The sequence below is a fragment of the Sphingopyxis sp. KK2 genome (assembly GCF_001990265.1).
Taxonomy (GTDB): Bacteria; Pseudomonadota; Alphaproteobacteria; order Sphingomonadales; family Sphingomonadaceae; genus Sphingopyxis.
In genome coordinates this window covers 59,652-85,219 of the sequence record NZ_LYVN01000001.1, presented here as the reverse complement: position 1 = coordinate 85,219, position 25,568 = coordinate 59,652, and the positions used below count along the sequence as shown (strand labels likewise).

Below are 25,568 nucleotides of genomic sequence, written 5' to 3'. Positions count from 1 at the left end.
TCGCTGCCCCTCCCGCAAGCGGAAGGGGTAATCAGAGCACCACTCAACGGCAGCTAACGCCCGAAACCAGCCCCGCGTCCTACTCCGCCACAAACTCCGCCGCATAGCGCAGTGCCGGCTCGGCCAGTTCCTTCCGGCAGATCAGCAAATCGGGCAGATACGGGTTCGCGCAATTATAGACGAGCGGCGACCCGTCGACGCGGCTGACATGCAGCCCCGCCGCCATCGCGACCGCGGCGGGCGCGCAATTGTCCCACTCATATTGGCCGCCGGTGTGGAGGTAGATGTCGGCCTCGCCGCGCACCACCGCCATCGCCTTCGCACCCGCCGACCCCATGCCGAGCAGTTCGGCGCCGATCTTCTCGGCGACGAACACCGCTTCGGCGGCGGGCCGGGTGCGGCTGACGAGCATTTTCGGCGGCACATTCGCTGGCTCGAGCGGCTTCGGCGCGCCCGACGTCAGCGTCAGCCCGAGGCCCGGCAGCGCCACCGCACCCACCGTCGGCACGCCGTCGACCGCGAGCGCCACATGCACGGCCCAGTCGCTGCGCCCCTCGCTATATTCGCGCGTACCGTCGAGCGGATCGACGATCCACGCCCGGCTGCTCTCGCAACGCACGACATTGTCCTTTTCCTCTTCGGAAAGGATCGCGTCGTCGGGCCGCGCCGCGCGCAATTCGTGCATCAGCATCGCGTTGGCGCGCGCGTCGCCGGCCTTACCCAGTGCCTTGTCGACGAACTCGCCCGACTTCTGCAACTCGAGCAGGATCAGCCCCGCCGCGGTTGCCAGCCGTTCGGCCAGCGCTTCGTCGCTTTCACTCGTCGCTATAGTCATCCCAGCAGCCGCTCCACGATCAGGTTTGCGGCGTCTTCGGGGGTCATCGCAGTCGTGTCTATCCGAATCTCGGCATCCTCGGGCGCCTCATAGGGGCTGTCGATGCCGGTGAAATTCTTGAGCTGGCCGCTGCGCGCCTTTTTGTAGAGGCCCTTGACGTCGCGCTTCTCGGCCTCGGCGAGCGGGGTGTCGATGAAGATCTCGACGAACTCGCCCTCGGGCAGCATCGCGCGCACCATGTCGCGTTCGGCCTTGAACGGGCTGATGAACGCGGTGATCACGATCAGCCCGGCGTCGGTCATCAGCTTCGCGACCTCGCCGACGCGGCGGATATTCTCGATCCGGTCGGTCTCTGTGAACCCCAGGTCCTTGTTGAGCCCGTGGCGCACATTGTCGCCGTCGAGCAGGAAGGTGTGCCGGTTCATCCGGTGCAGCTTCTTCTCGACGAGGTTGGCGATCGTCGACTTGCCCGATCCCGACAATCCGGTGAACCACAGCACCGCGGGCTTCTGGTTCTTCAGCCCCGCATGCGCCTCGCGGCTGATGTCGAGCGCCTGCCAATGGACATTCTGCGCGCGGCGCAGGCTGAAGTGCAGCATGCCCGCCGCGACCGTCGCATTGGTCAGCTTGTCGATGAGGATGAAACCGCCCAAGGTCCGGTTGCCCTCATAGGCCTCGAACACGAGCGGCTTGTCGGTGGTCAGCTCGACCACCCCGATGCCGTTGAGCTCGAGCGTCTTCGCCGCCAGATGCTCCATCGTGTTGACATTGACTTCATATTTGGGCGGCTGGACCGTCGCCGAGACGCTCTGCGTCGCGAGCTTCAGCCAATAGGAGCGCCCCGGGATCATCGCCTCGTCGGCCATCCACACCAGCGTCGCCTCAAACTGGTCGGCCACTTCGGGCGGCGTATCGGCCGCCGCGATCACATCGCCGCGCGAACAATCGACCTCGTCGGCAAAGCACAAAGTCACCGACTGCCCCGCGACCGCCTCGTCAAGGTCCTGATCGAGCGTGACAATCCGGCTGATCGTCGTCGTCTTGCCACTCGGCAACACGCGCACCGCATCGCCCGGCTTCACCGATCCGCCCGCGATCAGCCCGGAAAAGCCCCTGAAATCAAGGTTCGGCCGGTTAACCCATTGAACCGGCATGCGAAAAGGCTTTTCGACCTCACGCTGCGCGGCAACTTCGACACCTTCCAGATGCTCGACCAACGTCGGCCCCTTGTACCAGGGCGTGTTGTCCGACAGCGTCGTGATGTTGTCGCCCTTGAACCCCGAAATCGGGATCGCAGTAAAGCGCGTGATCCCGATCTCGGTCGCAAAGGCGCGGTAGGAGAGCAGGATGCGCTCGAACACCGCCTTATCGTACCCGACGAGGTCCATCTTGTTCACCGCGAGCACGATATGCCGCACCCCGATCAGATGCGCGAGATAGGAGTGCCGCCGCGTCTGCGTCAGCACGCCCTTGCGCGCGTCGATCAGGATCACCGCGAGGTCGGCGGTCGACGCGCCGGTGACCATGTTGCGCGTATACTGCTCATGCCCCGGGGTGTCGGCGACGATGAACTTGCGCTTTTCCGTCGTGAAGAAGCGATAGGCGACGTCGATCGTGATCCCCTGCTCGCGCTCGGCGGCGAGGCCGTCGACGAGCAGCGCGAAGTCGATCTCCTGCCCCTGCGTGCCGACGCGCTTGCTGTCGGCCTCGAGCGCCGCCAACTGATCCTCGAAGATCATCTTCGAGTCATAGAGCAGCCGCCCGATCAGCGTCGACTTGCCGTCGTCGACCGAGCCGCAGGTGATGAAGCGCAAGAGCGACTTCTGCTGATGCTGCGCAAGATAGGCGTCGATATCCTCGGCGATGAGGGCGTCGGTGACGTAAACAGGATCGGTCATCTCAGAAATACCCCTCCTGCTTCTTCTTCTCCATGCTGGCGTCGCCGCCATCCTTGTCGATCGCCCGCCCCTGACGCTCGCTGGTCGTCGTCAGCAGCATCTCCTGGATCACTTCGCTGAGGGTGGTCGCCTCGCTCTCGACCGCGCCGGTGAGCGGGTAGCAGCCCAAGGTGCGGAAGCGGATCGAGCGCTCGACCGGGACCTCGCCCTCGCGCAGCGGGAAACGCTCGTCGTCGACCATCAGCAGCAGGCCGTCGCGCTCGACGGTCGGGCGCGGCACCGCGAAGTAGAGCGGCACGATCGGGATATTCTCGCGCGCGATATACTGCCAGATGTCGAGCTCGGTCCAGTTCGAGATCGGGAAGACGCGGATGCTCTCACCCTTCGCTTTCCTGGCGTTGTAGAGGTTCCACAGCTCGGGCCGCTGGCGCTTCGGGTCCCAGCCATGGCTCGCGGTGCGGAACGAGAAGATGCGCTCCTTCGCGCGGCTCTTCTCCTCGTCGCGCCGCGCGCCGCCGAAGGCGACGTCGAACCCGTGGAGGTCGAGCGCCTGCTTCAGCCCCTCGGTCTTCCACATGTCGGTGTGCAGCGGGCCATGGTCGAACGGGTTGATCCCGCGTTCCTTCGCTTCGGGGTTCTGATAGACCAACAACTCCATGCCGGATTCCGCAGCCATCCGGTCGCGCAGTTCATACATCGCCTTGAACTTCCACGTCGTGTCGACGTGCAGCAGCGGAAACGGCGGCGGCGAAGGGTAAAAGGCCTTGCGCGCGAGGTGCAGCATCACCGCGCTGTCCTTGCCGACGCTGTACAGCATTACCGGCTTGGCTGCATCGGCCATCACTTCGCGCATGATATGAAGGCTCTCAGCCTCGAGCCTGTCGAGATGGTTCATCGTCTCCGTCATGGCGACGCCCAATGCCGCCGCACAGGGCGACAGGCAAGCAGTATGGGCTTTTCGGCATAATAGTCTGTCTTGTGCATCCCCTTCTGTTTGCGGCACCTTCCTGCTAGTCGCAACGACAAGCTGAACAGAGGATATTATGCGCGCCACCCCCGACTTCGATTTCGCGCTCGGCGAAAATGCCGAGATGATCCGCGAAAGCGCCGCCCGCTTCGCCGACGAAAAAATCGCTCCGCTCGCCGCCAGGGCCGATGCCGAGGACTGGTTCCCGCGCGACGAATTGTGGACCGCGATGGGCGACCTTGGCCTGCACTGCATCACCGTCGAAGAGGAGTATGGCGGTCTCGGCCTCGGCTATCTCGAGCATGTCATCGCGGTCGAGGAAGTCAGCCGCGCCTCGGGCGCGATCGGGCTCAGCTATGGCGCGCACTCGAACCTCTGCGTCAACCAGATCCGCCGCTGGGGCAATGAAGAGCAAAAGGCGAAATATCTGCCCAAGCTCATCTCGGGCGAGCATGTCGGCAGCCTCGCGATGTCCGAAGCCGGCGCGGGCAGCGACGTCGTATCGATGAAGCTCAAGGCCGAGAAGGTTCAGGGCGGTTACGTCCTCAACGGCACCAAATTCTGGATCACCAACGCGACCTGTGCCGACACGCTCGTCGTCTATGCCAAGACCAGCCCCGAGGCGGGATCGCGCGGGATCACCGCCTTCCTGATCGAAAAGGACATGCCGGGCTTTTCGATTGGACAAAAGATCGACAAAGTCGGCATGCGCGGCTCGCCGACCGCCGAACTGGTGTTCGACGATTGCGAGATTCCCGAAAGCCAGGTGATGGGACCTGAAAATGGCGGTGTCGGCGTGCTGATGTCGGGGCTCGACTATGAACGCGTCGTGCTCGCCGGGCTCCAGCTCGGCATCATGCAGGCGTGCCTCGATACCGTCATTCCGTACGTGCGCGACCGCAAGCAGTTCGGCAAGCCGATCGGCTCGTTCCAGCTGATGCAGGCCAAGGTCGCCGACATGTATGTCATGCTCCAGTCGGCGCGCTCATACGTCTATAACGTCGCCAAGGCCTGCGACGCCGGCCAGACGACGCGCTTCGACGCCGCGGGCTGCATCCTCCTTGCCAGCGAAAATGCGGTGAAAGTCGCCGGCGAAGCGATCCAGGCGCTCGGCGGCGCGGGCTATACCAAGGACTGGCCGGTCGAACGCTATTGGCGCGACGCCAAATTGCTCGACATCGGCGCCGGAACCAACGAAATCAGACGCATGCTGATCGGCCGCGAACTGATCGGCGCAGCAAGCTAGGATTCGCAAAGGGGCAGCGATGGTCGGTCAGTTCATGGGAAATGCGGGTCCGCCGAGCGGGGGACCCGATTGGTCGACGATCGACGTCAACGCGCTTCCGGTCACGCCGCCCGACCCCATCCGCGAATATTTTCAGCCGATGGACGTCGGCGCCTGGGCGCTGCGTAGCGTACCGGCGGCCGTCTGCACGGGCTATTGGGGCGAGGTCCAGCTCGCACAGAATCTGATCGTGCTGGCGCGGCGGCAAAAAGTGTGGATGTCGACCGCTCCGATGGAGTTGGAGAGTCAGCAGATCGGGGTCGATTTCGCGCGCGGGCATGTCGTCGTCTTCGGGCTCGGTCTCGGCTGGTCGACGGCGACGAGCGCCCTCAAGCCCGAGGTCGAGCGGGTCACCGTCGTCGAAATGGACGCCAATGTGCTGGAAATGCATGAACAGATCAAATTGTTCGAACGGCTGCCCGACGGCGCTGGCGACAAGGTGAACATCGTCCACGCCGATGCGCTGGAGTGGAAGCCCGACGGTCCCGTCGATTTGCTGATGCCCGACATCTGGGTCGAGTTGGTCAGTTGGGGACGCGCCGAGGAAGTGCATGACATGCAGGCCAATGTCGGCGCCGACATGGTTTATTTCTGGGGGCAGGAGCTCGAGCTGGCGCGCCACGCGGCGCGCCTGAATCGCCCGCTCGACGACGCCGGGCTGGCGGCGACCGCCGCCGAATTCGACCTGCCGCTGGTGGGATTGGACACGCCCGGTTATGCCGCGCGCACCCGCGCCGCCACCCGCGAATGGATGAAGGGCCGCTGGCTTGAGGGGACGGCGATACCCGACGATTTGCGCAGCGCCGCCGACGACGCCATGCTAAGCCAATCCTGATGCGAAGTCGCTCGACATCGGCGCCGGACCGAGGGACGTTCGTTGCATGCTGATCGGCCGCAAAAAGACAGGGGCCGGCTGAACCAAGCCAGAGGGGGGCTGAATGGGGACTATCGGCGACGGAGCGATCCGCGCATGAACTGGCTGTGGCTCGCCGCGGCGGCGATGACGCTGTCCGCCCTTACCCATTCGATCCTCGGCGAAAAACGGCTGATCCAGCCATTGCTGCGCATCAAGCGCGGCATTTTGCTCGCCGACCTGCCGCGAAAGGTCTTCCGCTTCGCCTGGCACGCGATGGCGGTGCTGATGCTGCTCTCGGCCGTCACCGTCGCATGGCCGGGGACGCCACGCGGACTGATCCTCGTCATCGGATTGGGGTGGCTGGGAACCGGACTCGTTAATGCGGCTTGTACCGGTGGACGGCACATCATCTGGCCCTTTCTCGCCGGGTCGGGGGTGCTGGCGCTGATCGGAGCCTGGGTTTGAACGAAGCGATACTGACCGGACTGCAATATTATGGCGCGGGCGCCGCGACATTGGCGGCGCTCGTCGTGTCGCTCAATCTCGGCCGGCGCTGGACCGGCTGGGCCTTTGTCATATTCGTCACCAGCAGCATCGCGCTGGTCGCCTGGGGTTTTCTGCAACCCGACAGCGAAGGCATCGGCTGGCAGAATATCGCGCTGCTCGTCATCAACGCGATCGGCGTCTATCGCTACCTGATCCTGAAGGAAAAGCCCGGGGACGAACAGCCTTCCGAATAGCCTTCGCCGCGACCCCGGCAGAAGCCGGGATCGCAACGACGGCGGCTTTTACCCCCAGACGCGCACGCGCTTGTCGGGCGCGAGGTACAGCTTGTCGCCTTCCTTGACGTCAAAAGCCTTATACCAGGCATCGAGGTTACGTACCGTCAGCGCGCGATACATGCCCGGCGCATGGCCATCGGTCGCCACCCGCGCGCGAAGCGCCTCGTCGCGCATCTTGGTGGCCCAGGTCTGCGCATAGGCGATGAAGAAGCGCTGATCGCCGGTGAAGCCATCGATCACCGGCGCTTCCTTGCCCTTCAACGACGCGCGATAGGCGTCATAAGCGGCCTGCAGCCCCGCGACGTCGGCGATATTCTCGCCCAGCGTCAGCTTGCCGTTGATCGCAAGGTCGGGAAACGGCTTGTATGTGTCGAACTGTGCCGCAAGCGCCGCACCGGAGGCGTTGAACTTCGACAGGTCGGCCGGGGTCCACCAGTTGCGCAGCGCGCCGGTCGAATCGAAGGCCGCGCCATTGTTGTCGAAGCTGTGGCTGATCTCGTGGCCGATCACCGCGCCGATCGCCCCATAATTATAGGCGGGGTCGGCCTTGGGATTGAAGAAGGGCGGCTGGAGGATCGCGGCGGGGAAGTTCAGGGCATTCTGCACCGGCAAATTCACCGCATTGACCGTCTGCGGCACCATCCACCATTCGCCCTTGTCCATCGGCTTGCCGATCTTCGCGAGCTGGTGCGCGGTCTCGGCCTTCTGCCCCGCGACCTCATTGGCATAGGCATCGGCACCGACGGTGTAGCCGCCATAATCGCGCCATGTGTCGGGATAACCGACACCGACGACGATCGTTTCGACCTTCTTGATCGCTTCCTTCTTCGTCTCGGGCGCCATCCAGTCGATGCCCTCTACGCGCGTCGCAAAGGCCGCCTTGATGTTGGTCACCATGTCGCCGACCTCGGCCTTCGCCGAAGCAGGGAAATATTTGTCGGCATAGGCCTTGCCCACTGAGTCGCCGAGATAGGTGTCGAGCGCGTCGAGCGCCCGCTTGTCGCGCGCGCGCTGCTGCGGCGTGCCCGCGAGCGTCGTGCCGTAGAAAGCGAAATGCGCATTATCGACCGCGGTCGGCAGCACGTCGCTGTGGCTGTTGATCTGGTGGAAGACGAGCCAGTCCTTCCAGGCGTCGATCGGCTCGGACGCGACGAGCGCCGACAGGCCGGTGATCGCGCCGGCATGATAGGCACCGAATTTCTTCGCGCCATCGAGGCCCGCGGCACTAATATAGGCCGGCCAGTCGATGCCCGGCGCCTTTTTCGCGAAATCGTCCTTGGTCCACACGCCCGCCGACTTGGCGAAATCCTCACTGTCCTCGCGCGACACATGCGCCTTGGCGATCTTGAGCTCGAGGTCATAGACGCGTTTGGCCTTCGCCGCCGCATCGGGCTGGCCGGCGGCGGTCAGCAGTTTGGCGATATAGGCCTGATACTCGCTGCGAATCTTCGCCATTTTCGGATCGGCCGAGAGATAATATTCGCGTTCGGGCAAACCGAGGCCGCCTTGCAGCACATAGGGGATCACGTCGCCGGGAGTCGCGAGCCCCTGCGTCACGAACAGGCCGAACAGATTCTCGGTGTAGAAGTTGGTCGCATTGAGCGGATCGACATCGACGCGGGTCTGCTCGCCCAGCACTTTCGACAACGCCGCCTTGTCGGCGATCGCGTTGAATCGCGCGAGATCGGCAGCCATCGGCTTCATGCCGGCGGCGTCGATCGCCTTCGTGTCCGTATAGGCCCTGTAGAAGGCGGCGATCCGCCCTTCATCGGTGTCGGCCGCCGCGTTACCCTTGGCGATCGCGTCGATCAGCTCGCGGTTGCGCTTTTCGGTTTCGAGTTGCGCGATGGTGAAGGCGCCGATGCTCGACCGGTCGGCGGGGATCTCGGTCGTTTTGGCCCAATTGCCGTTGGCATAGGCGAAGAAATCGTCGCCCGGCTTGGCGTTCATGTCCATCGCCGTCTTGCTGATGCCGAGTTCGGTCCCGACGGTGTAGGCAGCGCTGCTTTCTTCCTTGCCGCCGGTGCAGGCGGCGGTACCGCCGACGATCGCGGCGCTGGACAGGAGGATGGCGAGGAAGCGATGTTTCATAACGAACGACCTTGTTGTTTCAGAATATGCCGAAGCGATACGCCTGTGTGCAGGGGCTTTCAACGCCATGGGATTTCGGCGTGCGGCGCTTTCCAATCGACGAGCGACCGGCTAACTCCCCCTTTCTGAACGGGAGAGTAATCGACGTGAGCGCACCGGTCCTCGGAACCATGATCAACGCCGATAGCGACGCCTATCGCGTCAACGTCGCGCATAATGTCGCGCTGAAGGACGAACTGCGCGCCCGCGTCGCCGAGGCGGCACTCGGCGGCAACGAAAAGTCGCGCGAGCGCCACACGAGCCGCGGCAAATTGCTCCCGCGCGAGCGCGTCGAGCGGCTGCTCGATCCGGGTGCGCCCTTCCTCGAAATCGGCCAGCTCGCGGCGAACGACCTCTATGAGGGCGAAGTGCCCGGCGCAGGGCTGATCTGTGGCATCGGGCGCGTGTCGGGGCGGCAGTGCATGATCGTGTGCAACGACGCGACCGTTAAGGGCGGCACTTACTATCCGATGACGGTGAAGAAGCATCTCCGCGCGCAGGAGATTGCCGAGGCGAACCGCCTGCCGTGCATCTATCTCGTCGACAGCGGCGGCGCGAACCTGCCGCACCAGGACCAGGTCTTTCCCGACCGGGACCATTTCGGGCGCATCTTCTTCAATCAGGCGACGATGTCGGCGAAGCGCATCCCGCAGATCGCCTGCGTGATGGGAAGCTGCACTGCGGGCGGTGCCTATGTCCCCGCGATGAGCGACGAGACCGTCATTGTGCGCAACCAAGGTACGATCTTCCTCGCCGGCCCGCCGCTGGTGAAAGCCGCGACGGGCGAGGAAATCAGCGCCGAGGATCTCGGCGGCGGCGACCTGCACGCCAAGAAATCGGGCGTCGTCGATCATCTCGCCGAGAATGACGAGCATGCGCTGACGATCGTCCGCGACATCGTCAGCCATCTGGGCGAGGATAAGGGTTTCGAGGTCGCGATCAAGGCCCCGCGCCCGCCCAAATATGACGGCGAAGAGCTGTACGGCGTCATCCCGCAGGATGTCCGCGCCCCCTACGACGTTCACGAAGTCATCGCGCGGATCGTCGACGGCAGCGAGTTCCACGAGTTCAAGGCGAACTACGGCGCGACTTTGGTCTGCGGTTTCGCGCATATCTGGGGCATCCCGGTCGCGATCCTCGCCAACAACGGCGTGCTGTTCAGCGAAAGCGCGGTCAAGGGCGCGCATTTCATCGAACTGGCGCAGCAGCGGCGCATCCCCCTGCTCTTCCTCCAGAATATCAGCGGCTTCATGGTCGGTGGGAAATATGAGGCCGAAGGCATTGCGAAACATGGCGCCAAGCTGGTGACCGCGGTCGCGACCGCGACGGTGCCGAAGATCACGGTGCTGATCGGCGGCAGCTTCGGCGCGGGCAATTACGGCATGTGCGGGCGCGCCTATTCGCCACGGTTTTTGTTCACCTGGCCAAATGCGCGGATCAGCGTGATGGGCGGCGAACAGGCGGCGTCGGTGCTGGCGACGGTGCACCGCGACGCGGAGAAATGGACGGCAGAGGAAGCCGAAGCGTTCAAGGCGCCGATCCGCCAGAAATATGAGGATGAGGGCAATCCCTATCACGCGACCGCACGGTTGTGGGACGATGGGATCATCGATCCGGCGCAGACGCGGGATGTGCTGGGGCTGGCTCTTGCAGCGACGCTGAATGCGCCGGTCGAGGACCGCGGGTTTGGCGTGTTCAGGATGTAAAGATGAGCTGCAAAGCGACGCTCTCCGACGTTTTCGAGATCAGCGGGCGCGGGTGCGTCGTCACCGTTCAGACCGATGCTCGCAACTGCCGGGCGGGCGACATATTGGGAATAGGGGAATATTCTTGGGAAATTATCGGAATTGATATTCCTCGATATTCTCCGGAAACCCTCGAACAGATGAGAGAGGGATGGAAGCCTCCTATCGCCCTCCTTCTTAAAGATGCGATGAAGGCCCAACTCTCCAAGCTAATTGGCCAAGAAGGCCAACTGATTGATGGAAAACAGGAATGATCCACTCCCTCCTCATCGCCAATCGCGGCGAAATCGCCTGCCGCATCATTCGCACCGCGCGCGAGATGGGCATCCGGACCGTCGCGGTCTATTCGGATGCCGACGCCAAGGCGCTGCATGTGCGCGAGGCCGACGAGGCGGTGCATATCGGGCCGTCGCCGGCGCGCGAATCCTATCTGATCGGCGAGAAGATCATCGCCGCCGCCAAAGCGACCGGGGCCGAAGCAATCCATCCGGGTTACGGCTTCCTCTCGGAGAATGCCGCGTTCGCGCAGGCGGTCGCCGATGCCGGACTCGTCTGGGTCGGGCCCAAGCCGTCGTCGATCACCGCGATGGGCCTGAAGGACGCCGCCAAGAAGCTGATGGCCGAGGCAGGTGTGCCCGTGACGCCGGGCTATATGGGGGAGAATCAGGACCCCGCCTTCCTCGCCGAACAGGCGGCCGAGATCGGCTACCCCGTACTGATCAAGGCGGTCGCGGGTGGCGGCGGCAAGGGGATGCGCAAGGTCGATGCAGCGGCCGACTTCGCCGACGCGCTCGCGTCGTGCCAGCGCGAGGCCGCGGCGTCGTTCGGCAACGACCATGTGCTGATCGAGAAATATATCCTGACCCCGCGCCATATCGAGGTGCAGGTGTTCGGCGACACCCACGGCAATGTCGTCCACCTGTTCGAGCGCGACTGCTCGCTCCAGCGCCGCCACCAGAAGGTGATCGAGGAAGCCCCCGCCCCCGGCATGGACGAAGCGACGCGCGCCGACCTGTGCGCCGCCGCGGTGCGCGCTGCGAAGGCGGTCGATTATGTCGGCGCGGGGACGATCGAGTTCATCGCCGACGCCAGCGAAGGCCTGCGCGCCGACCGCATCTGGTTCATGGAAATGAACACGCGGCTGCAGGTCGAGCATCCGGTGACCGAGGAAATCACCGGGGTTGACCTCGTCGAATGGCAACTGCGCGTCGCGTCGGGCGAGCCGATCCCGCTGGCGCAGGACGAGCTGGCGATCAACGGCTGGGCGATGGAAGCGCGGCTCTACGCCGAGGATCCGGCGAAGGGCTTCCTGCCCTCGATCGGCACGCTCGAGCTGTTCCAGCTGCCCGAGCATAGCGGGCGCGTCGACACAGGCGTTTACGAGGGCGCCGAAGTCTCGCCCTTCTATGATCCGATGATCGCCAAGGTCATCGCGTGGGGCGAGGACCGCGAGGAGGCGCGCGAGCTTTTGTCGGAGATGCTTGAGGACAGTGCGATCTGGCCGGTGAAGACCAATTCGGCCTTCCTGATCGCCGCGCTCGACCACCCCGATTTCGTCGCGGGCAGCGTCGACACCGGGCTGATCGGCCGCGATGGCGACAGCATGACCGCCGAGCCCAAACCCTCGGCGCAGGCGCTGACCAACGCCGCAATGGCGATGACGCCGCGCTCGTTACAGGCGGGCTTCCGCCTAAACGCCCCCGATGTCCGAACCGCGCCCTTCCTGCTCGACGGCAAGCGCGTCGAAGTGGCGCTCCACGGCCCCGGCGCCGAAGAGCCAGCACCCGCGATGCTCGTCGCCGAAAGCGGCTCGGTTTGGCAACTCACGCCATGGCGCGCGGCGGGAAGCACTGGCGGTGCGGCAGGTGACGGCGCGATCCTGTCGCCGATGCCGGGCAAGGTCATCGCGGTCGATGTCGCTGCGGGCGACACGGTGACCAAGGGCCAGAAACTGCTGACGCTCGAAGCGATGAAGATGGAGCATAGCCTGACCGCGCCCTTCGACGGCGTCGTCGCCGAACTCAACGCGGTTGCGGGCGGCCAAGTGCAGGTCGAGGCGCTGCTGGTGCGGATCGAGAAGGAAGAAGGCTGATGGCCGGCAAATATTTCGACGAATGGCAGGTCGGCGACACGCTGACCCACGATATCCGCCGTACGGTGACCGAGACCGACAATCTGCTTTTCACGACGATGACGCATAATCCGCAGCCGCTGCACCTCGACATCGAGGCGGCGAAGGCATCGGAATTCGGCCAAATTCTCGTCAACGGCACCTTCACTTTCAGCCTGATGGTCGGGCTGTCGGTCGGCGACACCACGCTCGGCACGCTGGTCGCGAACCTCGGTTACGACAAGCTCGTCATGCCCAAGCCGGTGTTCATCGGCGACACGCTCTACGCGACGAGCGAGGTCGTGGGGCTGAAGGAAAGCAAGTCGCGGCCCAATGCCGGAATCGTGACCTTCCTGCACAAGGCGATCAACCAGCGCGGCGAGACGGTGTGCCAGTGCGAACGGTCGGCGCTGCTCAAGAAAAGCACCGCCTGACGGCTTTACGGGAGCGCTGCGCTTGTCGAAGCGCGCCTCCCGGTCGATAAGCCTGCATCGACTAGCTCAGCACAACGGAAAACAGACATGCGCCTTCGCTCCCTCCTTTTCGTCCCCGGCGACCGCCCCGAACGCTTCGCCAAGGCCGCCGCGTCTGGCGCTGATGCGATCATCCTCGACCTCGAAGATTCGGTCAGCCTCGCGAACAAGGACGCCGCGCGCCACGCGATCGCCGATTATCTGGCGGGGTCGCGCGAGGTCATCACGCTCGTCCGCGTCAACCCGCTCGACGGCCATCTGACCGCCGCCGACGTCGCCGCAATCGTCGCTGCGCGCCCCGATGCGATCATGCTGCCCAAGGCGGAGGGCGCGCCGAGCATCCTGCAGCTCGATACGATCCTGCGCAGCGAATCCGACGACGACGCGTCGCTTCCCGCGATCCTGCCGATTGCGACCGAAACCCCCGCGGCGATCTTCACCCTCGGCAGCTATCGCGAAGTGAAGGACCGGCTCGTCGGGCTGACCTGGGGCGCCGAAGACCTGCCCGCCGCGATTGGCGCGACGACCAGCCGCGAAGCCGACGGCAGCTATACGTCGCCCTATGAAGTCGCGCGCGCGATGACATTGTTCGCGGCGCATGCCGCGGCCACCGCCGCCATCGACACCGTCTTCCCCGCGATCAAGGACGAAAGCGGGCTCGCGGCCTATGCCGCGCGCGCGCGGCGCGACGGATTCACGGGCATGATGGCGATCCACCCGTCGCAGGTCGGCCCGATCAACGCAGCCTTCACCCCCGCCGCCGAAGAGGTCGCGCGGGCGCAGGCGATCGTCGACGCCTTTGCCGCCAATCCCGACGTCGGCGTGCTCCAGGTCGACGGCAAGATGGTCGATGCCCCGCATCTGAAGCAGGCGCGGCATATCCTGTCGCTCGCCGACTGATCACGCGCTGCACGACGGGCCGCGAACCCAGTTCTGGGTTTCGTGGCTGCGGAAACGCACCATGCCCTGGCTGGTCTGCATGGTGACGACATTGTCATACTCCATGCTCGTCCGCGTATAGGTTCCGCGCACGGTGACCTGCAGATTGCCATTGGGATCGCCGGCGATCTTGCAATTGAGGTAGCCGCTGATCCGTCCACCGTTCATCTTGAACGATCCGATGGTGCACGCCGACTGCTTGCCCGGGTCGAAGAGTTCGACATCGGGCTTCGCCGCGACCTTTTCGGTAATGCAATCCTCGGGATCGGGATCGGTCTCCATCAGCGTCTTGAACTGCTTTTCATATTCGGGGGCGATTTCCTCCGGAAACAGGATCTTCACGACCTCGCGCTTGCTCGTCCATATCCCCGGTTCGATCGGATTGTCGGCGACCGCTGCATCGGGATCCCCAGCCGCCTTCCCCGTGCTGCCGGTCCACCAGATGCCGCCGGCAAACAGGCCCGCGATCGCGAGAGCGCCGACCCCGACCAGCAGGGGGCGTCGCAGCGATGGTTTCACGACGGGCGTCGATGTCGCCTGGATCGGCCTTGCGGGCGATGCGGCCGGCGCGCCCGTCATCGCGGCGACGATCCGCTCGATCGCCTGCTCCTCGCCCGCGAACCAGTCGATCCACTGATAATCCTTGAGCCAATAGGCCAGCCCTTGCGCCGGCACATCCTCCAGCCGCACCGGCAGGATCACCTTGTTGCCGTCCTCGCCCAGCATCAGTTCGCGCTTCACATGGCGCGACTGATCGGATTGGGCGCAGAAAAGCAGGACGATGGCGTCCGACTTTGCGATCTGGTCGAGGATTGCCTGGTCGAAAGCCGTGCCCGCCGCGATATCGTCCGGGGCCAGCCAGCCGTCGATACCGCGCGCTGCGAGCAGCGTCTTTATCTGGCGGGCAGTCGCGACCTGCGAGCTGTGATGGCTGATGAAGGCGGAAAGCCGCTTTCCTTGGTCGGGCGTGATCGGGTCTTCGTTCATCGCCGGCCATCATATGACGGACCGCTGTCATCGCAAGTGCCTATGGTCACAGGCAAAATGAACGAGTTCAGCGACCGCGCATCCGCCGGATCCACGCCTTGCCCTTGTGCCAGTTCTTGCGCATCCCGCGTTCGGGGATGGCGTCGAACATCGCGTCGGGACTTTCGGGGTCGAGAAGTTCATGTTCGGCGATATATTGGTCGAACGGCCCCGGCTTCGTCAGGTCGAGCAGTTCGAGCGTCCGGCCTTCGTTCGCGCGTAGCGCCTCGATCGTCGCGACGAGCGACCCGCTGGCTTCGAACTGGCGAGCCACCTCCGCCGGTTCGACGCCCAGATGCTCGGCGATCAGGGATTCGCGCAGGCGCCGGATCGTCGGCTCGACCCCGATGTTAGCGGGCAGCGCGGCGTCGATCGTCACGTCGCACTCGCTGTCGAGTCCCATTGAACGATTGTTCATGTTCGCCGACCCGACGCGGATCATCCGGTCGTCGACGATCGCCGTCTTGGCATGGACATAAATGGGGTCGCCGCCCTTGGTATGCGGGACATAAACGCGCAGCCGGTCGCCATGCTTCGCCTTGGCGATTTCGCGCACCAACTGCACCCGCGCCGCATCCATCGCCATCTGCTCGAGCAAGCCGTCGGCGGTCTTGGGCATCACCATCACGAATTCGGGCGGATCGTCCTCGTTCAGCCGCTCGGCGATCGCCGCGGCGATCTTGGCGCTCGTGAAATATTGATTCTCGAAATAGATGAAGCGCTTCGCGGCCGCGATCATGTCGAGATAGAGCTGCTCGATCTCGCGGATTTCCTCATAGCCGTCATATTCGGCGCGGGTGCGCGAGATGGCGACATCGACCCCGAAGAAATCGGCGTCGAGCGTCTCGGGCCAGTTCTCCCCGTCGCCCTTGACCTCGCGCAGCGGCTTCTTGGTCGCACGCTGCCAGCGTTCGTTGCCGAGTTCGGCCAGCGCATTGCCCACCGGCCCCGCGAGGATCATCGTCGAGTCGTGCCAGGGCATATAGGGCTTGTTGTCGGGATCGGTGCGACGCGCATCCTCGTCGGGATGGTCGCGCGTGTCCCAGCGCCGCGCCGCGACGTCGATGCCGCCGCAGACCGCCAGATGGTCGTCGAACACCGCGACCTTCTGGTGATGGCTGCACCCGAAGGGATGCGCGCTGTCCATGCGAAAGCTGATCGAGCGCGTCAGTTTCCAGCGTGCGATCATCGTCATGATCGCGGGCGAGAAATATTGCTTCAGCCCGCCGAAGTTCCAGCGCAGGATGTCGATATCGCGGTCAGGCGCCTCGTGCGCGAGCCGCAGCAGATAATGGCCGAGCGCCTCGCCCTCGCCCTTCTCGTCGGGACACAGGGCGATGCGCGGGTCGAAGTCCCATCCGATCAGCAGGATGCGCTCCTTCGCCCCCGCCATCAGCTCTTTGAGCAACGCATAATAGTCGGCGGCATCGACGATCATCCGCGCCTTGTCGGCGCGTTCGATCCGCCAGCAATTGCGGCCTTCGACGACAATCGGGGAAAGCGCACCCTCGCTCATGACGGCACAGACGCGCTGCGGGTCAATTGGTTGCGGGTGCCCGGGGCAGGATCGAAAAATGCCCTTAAAGCGACAAAGGATACGGATGAACGCGTCCGAAATGTCTCCTTTGTCGCTTTAAGGCGGGGGCGTTGAGGCCTTCTCGAACCGCGATTCTGCGAGGTTGGCGACGTTGTCATCTCGCAGGGTAGATCATGGTGAGATTTATTAGGAAAGAAGTTTTTGCGAAGCAGTCGAACGGAGGGTTTCCGGCGTCTGCGGACATACGCAATCTGTACCCCGGCGACGGCCGGGGGCCAGACCGATAGAAAGCCGGCGTTGCACTGTTGCGCTCTGGACCCCGGCCTTCGCCGGGGTACACATAATGGAAGCTTCCCACGCCAAGGCCGACGTATCGACGGTCCGTATCAGGCCGCGTGAAACTGCTCGGGGGTCAGCGCCATCATCGTCTCGCTGCCCGCCTCGATCTTGCGGCGCAGCGCGCCGGCGTCGGGCAGGAAACGCTCGCCGAAATGACGCGCGGTCACCAGCTTAGCTTCGAGGAAAGCCTTGTTGCCGCGGCCCTCGTCGAGCGCCTTTTGCGCGGCTTCGGCCATGCGCAGCCACATCAGCCCCAGCGCGACGATCCCGGTCAGGTGCATATAATGATGCGCGCCCGCGCCGACATTGTTCGGATTGGACATGCCGTTCGCCATGAACCACATCGTCGCAGCCTTGAGTTCGCCATTCGCCTTTTCAAGGCGCCCGGCGAGATCGGCGAACGCCGGCTTGTCCTTCGCCGCCGCGGCTTCGCCGTCGACGACCGCAAAAAAGGCCTGGATCGCACGGCCGCCGTTCTGCGCCAGCTTGCGCCCGACAAGGTCCATCGCCTGCACGCCATTGGCGCCTTCATAGATCATCGTGATGCGGGCATCGCGGACATATTGGCTCATGCCATGTTCCTCGATGTAGCCATGGCCACCGAACACCTGCTGCGCATTGGTCGCGACGTCATAGCCCTTGTCGGTGCCATAGCCCTTGATCACCGGGGTCAGCAGACTGACGAGGTCGTCGGCCATCTGCCGCTCCTCCTCGCTCTCGGCGGCGTGCGTCAAGTCGACCTGCAGCGCGCCCCACAGGCACAGTGCGCGCAGCCCCTCGACCGTCGCCTTGGCATCCATCAGCATGCGGCGCACGTCGGGGTGGACGAACAGCGGATCGGCCTTTTCCTGCGGGTCCTGCGGCCCGGTCAGCGCGCGGCCCTGACGGCGGTCCTGCGCATATTGCACGGCGTTCTGGAAAGCGACATCGGCCTGCCCCAGCCCCTGGATGCCGACGCCGAGCCGCGCGGCGTTCATCATGATGAACATTGCGGCGAGGCCCTTATTCTCCTCGCCGACCATCCAGCCCTTCGCGCCGTCGTAATTCATCACGCAGGTCGCATTGGCGTGGATGCCCATCTTGTGCTCGATCGACCCGCACGACAGCGTGTTGCGTGTCCCGGGCGTGCCGTCGTCGTTGAGTATGAACTTCGGCACGATGAACAGCGAAATGCCCTTGACGCTGTCGGGCGCGTCGGGGGTCTTCGCGAGCACGAGGTGAATGATATTCTCGGCGAGGTCATGCTCGCCCGACGAGATGAAGATCTTGGTGCCGGTAATCGCGTGGCTGCCGTCCCCGTTCGGCACCGCACGCGTGCGGATGAGGCCAAGGTCGGTGCCGCAATGCGGTTCGGTCAGATTCATCGTGCCGGTCCATTCGCCCGACACCATCTTGGGCAGATAGGTCGCCTGCAGCTCGGGCGATCCCTTGACGAGGATCGCGGCGGTCGCGCCCTGCGACAGGCCGGGATACATCGCGAACGCCTGGTTGGCGGCGTTACGAAACTCCTCGACCGAAAAGCCGACGACGTGCGGCAGCCCCTGCCCGCCGAATTGCTCGGGCTGGGTCAACAAGGTCCAGCCCGCGTCGCAATAGGCCTTATAGGCTTCCTTGAACCCTTTCGGCGTGGTGACGCTGCCGTCGTCATGGCGCGTGCAACCTTCCTGGTCGCCCGACAGGTTGATCGGGAACAGCACTTCCTCGCAGAACTTCCCCGCCTCGGTCAGCACCGCCTCGATCATGTCGGGGCTGGCGTTGGCAAAGCCCGGCAGGTTCGCATAACGCTCGATGCCGAGCACCTCGTTGATCAGGAACAGCGTGTCTTGGACGGGAGCGCGATAAGCGGGCATGCGAAATCTCTCTGAAAAACAGGGTTTGATACGGTGTCTTGCCCGGGGAGGCAGGGATGTCGAGGGTCAGTTCGCCTTCTGGCGGGCGTCGACCTTTTTCACCATGTCGATGAAGCGTGACAGTTCGTCGACGGCGCTGTCGATGTCGTCGCGCTGGCCGCGGAGCAACGCGATGCGCTCCTGGCATTTTTCGATCGTCACCTGGCGCTGGGTCTTGCGTCCGTCGCCGACGTCGTAGAGGTCGATCATCTCGCGGATGTCGGCCAGGCTGAACCCCGTGCGCTTGGCGCGCAATATCCAGGCGAGCCGCGCACGGTCGCGCTTCGAATAGATGCGCGACAATCCCTTGCGCGACGGGCTGATCAACCCTTCATCCTCGTAGAAGCGCAGCGCACGCGCAGTGACGCCGAACTCCGACGACAGGTCGGTGATGCTGAACTGTTCGCGACCAAGGTGGTCGGGCGTATCGATATGGGCGTGGCCGTAGTCGTCGGTCATCGGAGCAGAATAGTTTCCGTTGACGTGAACGTCAAGGCTGGCGGCGGCGAAGGAAACCGGTGGATCAGGCGCCGCACGGTGCAACGATATTGCCGCGTTCGTCCTTCATCTGCAAGCGTTTCGCGTCCTCCGCGGCCCAGCTCGCACGCGGCAGCCGCAATCCCGACAAGGAGGCGCGCGCGGGGCAAAGACTGTCGCACTGCGGCGGAAGGCTGCCGGGCAGACGCAGCTCGTCTTCTTCCTCATGGACGAGCGCGCTGCACCCTTCCACACCGGCGAAATCGAGCCGCCAACGCTCGCCGTCGCGCACCACCGTCCCCCGCGCCGCGCACGACAGGCCGGGGCCGTAGGATGCGGTGAGCGCGAAGCGCCAGCGATCGGTGCCGTCGGGCACGACGCACATCGCATCGCGGCCGAGGTCATGGCGACGCTCGAACGCCCCGGTCAGCTCGGCAGCCTCGGCGCGCACGATGCCGCGCTCGCGCGCCGCGACCTCGAGCGGATTGCCGCTGTCCACCCCCTCGCCCGCGTCGGGCGCCGGGCGGCTGCACGCCGCGAGCAGCAGCAACAGGACGCAGACGAATTTACGCATCGTCATCGAGGAAAATCAGCCGCCCATCGGCCTCGACGCGGCGATAGAAGCACGACCGCCGCCCGGTGTGGCACGCGGGACCCGCCGGGGTGACGCGCAGCAGCAGCGCGTCCTGGTCGCAATCGACGCGCATCTCGACCATCGTCAGCCCGTTGCCCGACGTCTCGCCCTTGCGCCACAACGCGTGCCGCGACCGCGACCAGAAATGCGCCTGCCCCGTCTCCTGCGTCAGCCGGATCGCCTCGGCATTCATATGCGCGACCATCAGCAGGACGCCGCTGCCCGCGTCGGTGACGATGGCGGTCACCAGCCCGGCGGCGTCGAAACGGGGGTCGAAACGGTCGATGCTGTCACGAATATCGGTCATGAAAGCCGCCTTAGAGCAGGACAAATGCCGCTGTCACGCAAGAGTCCAAATTGGGGGGGCGACAATATCGATTCCGCTCCCTATATGCGCCGCAGTCACTGCCCCGCACAGCTGGACAAAAATGCTCACCACCCACCCGTTCGATGACGACAAACTCCGCGAGGAGTGCGGCGTCTTTGGTATTCATGGCGCCGAAAGCGCCGCCGCCGTGGTCGCGCTCGGCCTCCACGCGCTCCAGCATCGCGGCCAGGAGGCGGCGGGCATCACCGGCTTCGACGGCAAGGAATTCCACACCCACCGCGCGATGGGCCATGTCGCAGGCAATTTCGACCGCGACGACATCATGCGCCAGCTCGCGGGTGCCTCGGCGGTCGGCCATGTCCGCTATTCGACGACCGGCGAAACCGCGCTGCGCAACGTCCAGCCTCTCTATGCCGATTTGTCGACGGGCGGTTTCGCGGTCGCGCATAACGGCAATATTTCCAATGCGACCGCGCTGAAGAAGATTCTCGTGCGCCGCGGTTCGATCTTCCAGTCGACCAGCGATACCGAGGTTATCATCCACCTCGTCGCGACGTCGAACTATCGCACCCTGCTCGACCGCTTCATCGACGCGCTGAAACAGGTCGAGGGCGCCTATTCGCTGATCTGCCTGACCGCAGAGGGCATGATCGGCTGCCGCGACCCGCTCGGCATCCGTCCGCTCGTCATCGGCAAGCTCGGCGACGCCTTCATTCTCGCATCCGAAACCGTCGCGCTCGATGTCGTCGGCGCCGAATTCGTGCGCTCGGTCGATCCGGGCGAACTTGTGATCATCCGCGACGGCCAGTTGACCTCGCATCGCCCCTTTGCCGAGCGCCCCGCGCGCCCGTGCATCTTCGAATATGTCTATTTCTCGCGCCCCGATTCGATCGTCGACGGCACCAGCGTCTATTCGGTGCGCAAGGCGATCGGCGCCGAACTGGCGCGCGAAAACCAGGTCGATGCCGACCTCGTCATTCCCGTTCCCGATTCGGGGACCCCGGCGGCGCTCGGCTATGCGCAGGAATCGGGCATCCCCTTCGAACTCGGGATCATCCGCTCGCACTATGTCGGGCGCACCTTCATCCAGCCGGGCGACAAGGTCCGACACCTCGGCGTCAAGCTGAAGCACAATGCCAATAAGGCGCTGATCGCGGGCAAGCGCGTCGTGCTGATCGACGATTCGATCGTGCGCGGTACGACGAGCCTCAAGATCGTGCAGATGATGCGCGATGCCGGCGCCGCCGAGGTGCATATGCGCATCGCCAGCCCGCCAACCCAGCACAGCTGCTTCTATGGCGTCGACACGCCCGAACGCGCCAAGCTGCTCGCCGCGCAGATGACGGTCGGTCAGATGGCGAATTTCATCAACGCCGACAGCCTCGCTTTCCTGACCATCGACGGCCTGTACCGCGCGCTGGGCGAGGCGGAGCGCAGCGACGGTGCGCCGCAATATTGCGATGCCTGTTTCACCGGCGACTATCCGACCACGCTCACCGACTTCGACGAGCATGGGCTGGAAGATCAATTTTCCCTGCTCGCCGAACGAGTTGTCTGACACCATGTACAAACAGTCTGAAGAACTGGCGGGGCAGGTCGCGCTCGTCACCGGCGCGAGCCGCGGCATCGGCGAAGCGATTGCCGAGGCGCTTGCGGCGCGCGGTGCGCATGTCGTCATCACCGCGCGCACCGCGGGCGGGCTCGAAGAGCTTGAGGACCGCATCCACAATGCCGGCGGCAGCGCGACGATCGCGCCGCTCGACCTCACCGACGGCGACAGCATCGCCCGTCTCGCCAGCGCAATGGCCGAACGCTGGCAGAAGCTCGACATGCTTGTTTTGAATGCGGCCATGCTCGGTACGCTGACCCCGGTCGGCGCGATCGACGGCAAGGAATTCAACAAGCTGCTGACGCTGAACCTGATCGCGCAGCAGGCGCTGATCGCCAATTTCGATCCGCTGCTGCGCCGCGCCGCGAGCGGCCGGCTGGTCGCGCTGTCGAGCAGCGTCGCGCGCGAGCCGCGCGCCTATTGGGGCGCCTATGCCGCGACCAAGGCGGCGCTCGAGACGCTGGTCACCAGCTATGGCGCCGAAATGCGCAATATCTCGACCGTGCGCACCGCGATCCTCGATCCGGGCGGCACCCGCACCCAGATGCGCGCGCGCGCCTATCCTGGCGAAGACCCGCAGAGCATCAAGGACCCGGCGGCGGTCGGCGCCTTCGTCGCGCAGTTGATGGTCGAAGGCTTCGACAGCACCGCCTTCCACGCGCTGCCCAAGGTGATGGCAGAGGCTTAACGCGATCTTTGCTTTCCTGCCCTAGACGGTCCGTTCGATACGGATTTTGATTGAGGGCTTTGGAATGACCAGCGGACTTATTCGATCGGTGGTGGCGACGATCGTCGGCATCGTCGTGGCATTCGGCCTGATCCTCCTGTTCCAATATGCCAGCGCGAACCTGTTTCCCGCAGGCTATGACGCCGCGGTCTATGACGTCGCGGCCGAAGAGATCGAGGCACCGCTCGGCACCACCATCGCGCTGATCATCGGCTGGTTTGTCGGCACCTTCGCCGGCGGCTGGCTCGCGATGCGCGCCTCGGGCGGCAGCGGCGCCGGCTGGGTCGTCGCGGGCGCGGTCATGGGCGCCGCCATCTATCGCGCCTCGTCGCCCGTCGACGAATGGTGGATCTTTGCACTGGCCGTCCTCGTCCCCGCCGCCGCCGCATGGCTCGCACAGCGTGCCACGGGCTTCGCTGCACCGGCCACCGCGTAACCGCCGCCCCCGCGCGGGCGGGGGCCACGATCATTTTTGGCCGGCTTCGCGATCAACCGCGTCCTGTACCGCCATGTAAAACGCCTGGCGCGCGGCGCCGACGCCTTCGGGATCGGTCGCGGTCGGCCAGTTGCCGTTCGACGCGATCACCAGCTTGCGCTTGGGATCGATGAAAATCCCCTGCCCAAAGATGCCCTGCGCCGCGAAACTGCCGTCATCGTTGGTCCACCATTGATAGCCGTAGCCGCGACCGGGAAAATCGATGTCGGCCTGCTTCGTCGTGCCCGCCGCCAGCCAGTCGTCGGGCAGGACCTTCGCGCCGCCCGCAACGCCGCCGTTCAGGATGAACTGACCGAAACGCGCATAATCCTTGAGGCTCGCCGATATGCAGCAACCGCTGATCTCATGCCCCGTCGCGCCGAGCATCCACACCGCATCCTGCTCCATGCCGAAGGGCTTCCATACCTTCTCCGACAGATAGGCCGACAGCGTCTTGCCCGTCGCGCTCGACACCAGCACGCCGATCAAATTGGTCTCGCCGGTCTTGTAAACCCATTTCGACCCCGCCGGCGCCTCGCGCGGCAGCTTCTTCATATAGCTGACGGTGATGTCCTCGCCCGCGACCGGCTGCTGCAGGTTGAACTGCGCCACGTCGGATTTGGGGTCGGTATAATCTTCGTTCCATTTGACGCCCGAGGTCATGGTGAGCAACTGGCGCACCGACACATCATCATAGGCCGAGCCCTTGAGCGTCGGGATATAGGTCGTCACCTTGTCGTCTAGGCTCTTGATATAGCCGTCCTTCACCGCCGCGCCGACGAGCGTCGAGGTGAAGCTCTTGGCGACCGAGAAGCTCGTCCAGCGGCCCGCGGCGTCATAGCCAAGCGCATATTTTTCGAGCCGAATCTTGCCGTCCTGCACGATGATCAGCCCGGCGTTGCGCTGCTTTGCCATATAGACGTCGACGTCGGTGCCGACGTCGAGCGGCGCGCCCTGCGGAAGCGGATAGACCTTGCCGCCCGCCTGAACCGTATTGACAACAACCTTGGGCACCGTCTCCATCGTGCGGAAGGCGGTGTCGCGTTGATCCTGGGTCCAGAACAGCACATTCAGATCCTTTGGCAGAGTTTCGGTCGTGTTTTGGGCAAGGGCCGTGCCCCCGGCCACCGTACACAGCAGTGCCGCCGCCAGAAATCTTCGCATCCTGTCCTCCCTCACTATTTTCAGACCTGTTTTCAGGCCGTTTTTTCGAGCGTGACCTGCGCGACGTCGATCCCGCCGCCACGAAAGCCGCCCTCGCAATATTGCAGATAATAGCGCCACAGACGGACGAAGCGCTCGTCGAAGCCGGGCGGCAGTCGCCCTTCGTCGACCGCAGTGTCGAACCGTTCGCGCCACTGGCGCAGCGTCTCGGCATAGTCGCGCCCGAACCGCCGCACGTCGCGCCAGACGAGCCCGCGCTCTTCGGCGAGTGCGCGGAACCGGCTTTCGGACATCAGGCAGCCGCCCGGGAAGACATAGGCCTGGATGAAGTCGCTGCTCGCCGCATAGCGTTCGAACAGCGCGTCGCTGATCAGGATATACTGGATCGCCGCGCGGCCGCCCGGGCGCAGCAGCCGGGCGATCGCGTCGAGATAGGCGGGCCAATAAGCCTGCCCGACCGCCTCGACCATCTCGACGCTGGCGATCGCGTCATAAGGCCCCTTGGCATCGCGATAATCGCATAATTCGACCGTGCTGCGTCCCGACAGGTCGATCGCAGCGAGCCGCGCGTCGGCGATCTCGGCCTGCGCGGGCGACAAGGTGATGCCCGTATAGAGCACGTCGTGCCGCTCGACCGCGCGCTCGGCGAGCGCGCCCCAGCCGCAGCCGATCTCGAGCAGCCGGCTGCCCGAGCGCAGATCGAGCCGATCGAGGATCGCGTCGAGCTTTTCCGCCTGTGCTTCCTCGAGCGACTGCGATGTGTCGGTGAACAGCGCGCTCGAATAGTTCATCCTAGCATCGAGCCACAAGCGATAGAAATCATTGCCTAAATCATAGTGGGCGTGAATGTTGCGCTTCGACCCGCTGCGGCTGTTGCGGTTGAAGAAATGTGCCAGCCGGTTGATCCAGCGCCATGGCCCACGCGATCGCGCGGCATTGCCCAGCGACTCGCCGTTGCGCATGAACAGGTCGAACAGCGGCACCGGGTCGGGCGACGACCATTCGCCCTTGTCCCAGGCGCGATACCAGCCGACCGATCCCGACAGCGCGAGGCGCACCAGCGCCGCCCAGCTGTGCAGGTGGACGACCGCGACCGGGCCGCTGCCGCGCCCGCCGAGGATGCGCACGCTGCCGTCGGGCAGATGTCCCTCGAGCGTCCCATGCTCGAGCCCCGCGTCGATCTTGTCGAGCCGGCCGTGGAAAAAGGCCGCCGGCGCGCGCGCCATCGCCCAGGCGACCAGCCCGCCCGACCGAAAGGCGCGATCCGCCTGCAGCAATTGTCGGCCCCGCCCCGTCCTGACATGCGTGTTCATAAGGCCATCACTGCCGCAAAGCGGCGCGCC

At 64.6% G+C, this 25,568-nt stretch carries 24 protein-coding genes; 12 read left to right on the top strand and 12 right to left on the bottom strand.

Going from position 1 to position 25,568, the window contains the following annotated elements:
• Positions 1-79: 79 nt before the first annotated feature.
• The 3 genes from B1A78_RS00420 to cysD are packed head-to-tail and all read right to left on the bottom strand — an operon-like array spanning position 80 to position 3,640.
• On the bottom strand, positions 80-835 hold the full coding sequence (locus B1A78_RS00420) for a 3'(2'),5'-bisphosphate nucleotidase CysQ (RefSeq protein WP_077145060.1): 756 nt from the start codon (positions 833-835) through the stop codon (positions 80-82).
• Positions 832-2,733, bottom strand: coding sequence for a sulfate adenylyltransferase subunit CysN (gene cysN, locus B1A78_RS00415; RefSeq protein WP_077145059.1), 1,902 nt, complete (start codon positions 2,731-2,733; stop codon positions 832-834). Before cysN ends, B1A78_RS00420 begins: the two co-directional genes overlap by 4 nt.
• A gap of 1 nt (position 2,734) precedes the next feature.
• Positions 2,735-3,640, bottom strand: a complete 906-nt coding sequence (cysD, locus tag B1A78_RS00410) for a sulfate adenylyltransferase subunit CysD (RefSeq protein WP_077145058.1) — start codon at positions 3,638-3,640, stop codon at positions 2,735-2,737.
• Between the two features lie 136 nt (positions 3,641-3,776).
• Between cysD and B1A78_RS00405 the strand changes: the two genes are divergently transcribed.
• The 4 genes from B1A78_RS00405 to B1A78_RS00390 all read left to right on the top strand — a co-directional run bounded on the left by B1A78_RS00405 (position 3,777) and on the right by B1A78_RS00390 (position 6,581).
• Positions 3,777-4,946, top strand: a complete 1,170-nt coding sequence (locus tag B1A78_RS00405; RefSeq protein ID WP_077145057.1) for an isovaleryl-CoA dehydrogenase — start codon at positions 3,777-3,779, stop codon at positions 4,944-4,946.
• A gap of 34 nt (positions 4,947-4,980) precedes the next feature.
• Positions 4,981-5,820, top strand: coding sequence for a hypothetical protein (locus B1A78_RS00400; protein WP_218667917.1), 840 nt, complete (start codon positions 4,981-4,983; stop codon positions 5,818-5,820).
• A gap of 135 nt (positions 5,821-5,955) precedes the next feature.
• On the top strand, positions 5,956-6,306 hold the full coding sequence (locus tag B1A78_RS00395) for a hypothetical protein (protein WP_077145055.1): 351 nt from the start codon (positions 5,956-5,958) through the stop codon (positions 6,304-6,306).
• Entirely contained in the window at positions 6,303-6,581 is a 279-nt protein-coding gene (locus tag B1A78_RS00390; protein WP_077145054.1) for a hypothetical protein, read from the top strand. Before B1A78_RS00395 ends, B1A78_RS00390 begins: the two co-directional genes overlap by 4 nt.
• Positions 6,582-6,629: 48 nt before the next feature.
• Here B1A78_RS00390 and B1A78_RS00385 read toward each other — a convergent pair whose 3' ends face one another.
• A complete protein-coding gene (locus tag B1A78_RS00385) occupies positions 6,630-8,714 on the bottom strand; it encodes a M13 family metallopeptidase (protein WP_077145053.1) in 2,085 nt (694 codons plus the stop codon).
• Positions 8,715-8,860: 146 nt separating this feature from the next.
• On the opposite strand from B1A78_RS00385, the gene B1A78_RS00380 reads away from it, so the two are divergent.
• The 5 genes from B1A78_RS00380 (at position 8,861) to B1A78_RS00360 (ending at position 13,981) form a co-directional block, all read left to right on the top strand.
• Positions 8,861-10,459, top strand: coding sequence for a carboxyl transferase domain-containing protein (locus B1A78_RS00380; RefSeq protein ID WP_077145052.1), 1,599 nt, complete (start codon positions 8,861-8,863; stop codon positions 10,457-10,459).
• Positions 10,460-10,461: 2 nt separating this feature from the next.
• On the top strand, positions 10,462-10,752 hold the full coding sequence (locus tag B1A78_RS00375) for a hypothetical protein (RefSeq protein WP_077145051.1): 291 nt from the start codon (positions 10,462-10,464) through the stop codon (positions 10,750-10,752).
• Complete coding sequence (locus B1A78_RS00370) at positions 10,749-12,590, top strand: biotin carboxylase N-terminal domain-containing protein (RefSeq protein WP_077145050.1); 1,842 nt, start codon at positions 10,749-10,751, stop codon at positions 12,588-12,590. The genes B1A78_RS00375 and B1A78_RS00370 overlap by 4 nt, the downstream gene beginning before the upstream one ends.
• Entirely contained in the window at positions 12,590-13,042 is a 453-nt protein-coding gene (locus B1A78_RS00365; RefSeq protein ID WP_077145049.1) for a MaoC family dehydratase, read from the top strand. Before B1A78_RS00370 ends, B1A78_RS00365 begins: the two co-directional genes overlap by 1 nt.
• Positions 13,043-13,129: 87 nt before the next feature.
• On the top strand, positions 13,130-13,981 hold the full coding sequence (locus B1A78_RS00360) for a CoA ester lyase (RefSeq protein WP_077145048.1): 852 nt from the start codon (positions 13,130-13,132) through the stop codon (positions 13,979-13,981).
• On the opposite strand, the gene B1A78_RS00355 is transcribed toward B1A78_RS00360, so the two are convergent.
• From B1A78_RS00355 to hisI, 6 genes are all read right to left on the bottom strand, one after another.
• Positions 13,982-15,007 (bottom strand): TIR domain-containing protein, encoded by a 1,026-nt coding sequence (locus B1A78_RS00355; RefSeq protein WP_077145047.1) that lies wholly within the window; start codon positions 15,005-15,007, stop codon positions 13,982-13,984. It abuts the gene before it with no gap.
• A gap of 67 nt (positions 15,008-15,074) precedes the next feature.
• Positions 15,075-16,562, bottom strand: coding sequence for a phospholipase D-like domain-containing protein (locus B1A78_RS00350; RefSeq protein ID WP_077145046.1), 1,488 nt, complete (start codon positions 16,560-16,562; stop codon positions 15,075-15,077).
• A 407-nt stretch (positions 16,563-16,969) separates the two neighbouring features.
• Positions 16,970-18,772: an acyl-CoA dehydrogenase C-terminal domain-containing protein gene (locus tag B1A78_RS00345; protein WP_077145045.1), complete on the bottom strand. Its 1,803-nt coding sequence runs from the start codon at positions 18,770-18,772 to the stop codon at positions 16,970-16,972.
• A gap of 66 nt (positions 18,773-18,838) precedes the next feature.
• Positions 18,839-19,270, bottom strand: coding sequence for a MerR family DNA-binding transcriptional regulator (locus B1A78_RS00340; protein WP_077145044.1), 432 nt, complete (start codon positions 19,268-19,270; stop codon positions 18,839-18,841).
• A 64-nt stretch (positions 19,271-19,334) separates the two neighbouring features.
• Positions 19,335-19,868, bottom strand: a complete 534-nt coding sequence (locus B1A78_RS00335) for a hypothetical protein (protein WP_256837371.1) — start codon at positions 19,866-19,868, stop codon at positions 19,335-19,337.
• Positions 19,855-20,229 (bottom strand): phosphoribosyl-AMP cyclohydrolase, encoded by a 375-nt coding sequence (gene hisI / locus B1A78_RS00330; RefSeq protein ID WP_077145043.1) that lies wholly within the window; start codon positions 20,227-20,229, stop codon positions 19,855-19,857. Before hisI ends, B1A78_RS00335 begins: the two co-directional genes overlap by 14 nt.
• Before the next feature lie 121 nt (positions 20,230-20,350).
• Here hisI and purF point away from each other — a divergent pair, with 121 nt between their 5' ends.
• The 3 genes from purF to B1A78_RS00315 all read left to right on the top strand — a co-directional run bounded on the left by purF (position 20,351) and on the right by B1A78_RS00315 (position 23,022).
• Positions 20,351-21,808 (top strand): amidophosphoribosyltransferase, encoded by a 1,458-nt coding sequence (gene purF / locus B1A78_RS00325; RefSeq protein WP_077145042.1) that lies wholly within the window; start codon positions 20,351-20,353, stop codon positions 21,806-21,808.
• Between the two features lie 4 nt (positions 21,809-21,812).
• Positions 21,813-22,547, top strand: coding sequence for an SDR family NAD(P)-dependent oxidoreductase (locus B1A78_RS00320; protein ID WP_077145041.1), 735 nt, complete (start codon positions 21,813-21,815; stop codon positions 22,545-22,547).
• Positions 22,548-22,611: 64 nt separating this feature from the next.
• The gene (locus B1A78_RS00315; protein WP_077145040.1) at positions 22,612-23,022 is read left to right on the top strand and encodes a hypothetical protein; all 411 of its coding nucleotides are present in this window, start codon (positions 22,612-22,614) and stop codon (positions 23,020-23,022) included.
• Positions 23,023-23,052: 30 nt separating this feature from the next.
• On the opposite strand, the gene B1A78_RS00310 is transcribed toward B1A78_RS00315, so the two are convergent.
• Both B1A78_RS00310 and B1A78_RS00305 read right to left on the bottom strand, forming a co-directional pair.
• Positions 23,053-24,129, bottom strand: a complete 1,077-nt coding sequence (locus B1A78_RS00310; RefSeq protein WP_256837370.1) for a serine hydrolase — start codon at positions 24,127-24,129, stop codon at positions 23,053-23,055.
• Between the two features lie 128 nt (positions 24,130-24,257).
• Complete coding sequence (locus tag B1A78_RS00305; RefSeq protein ID WP_077145038.1) at positions 24,258-25,538, bottom strand: cyclopropane-fatty-acyl-phospholipid synthase family protein; 1,281 nt, start codon at positions 25,536-25,538, stop codon at positions 24,258-24,260.
• Positions 25,539-25,568: the final 30 nt, after the last annotated feature.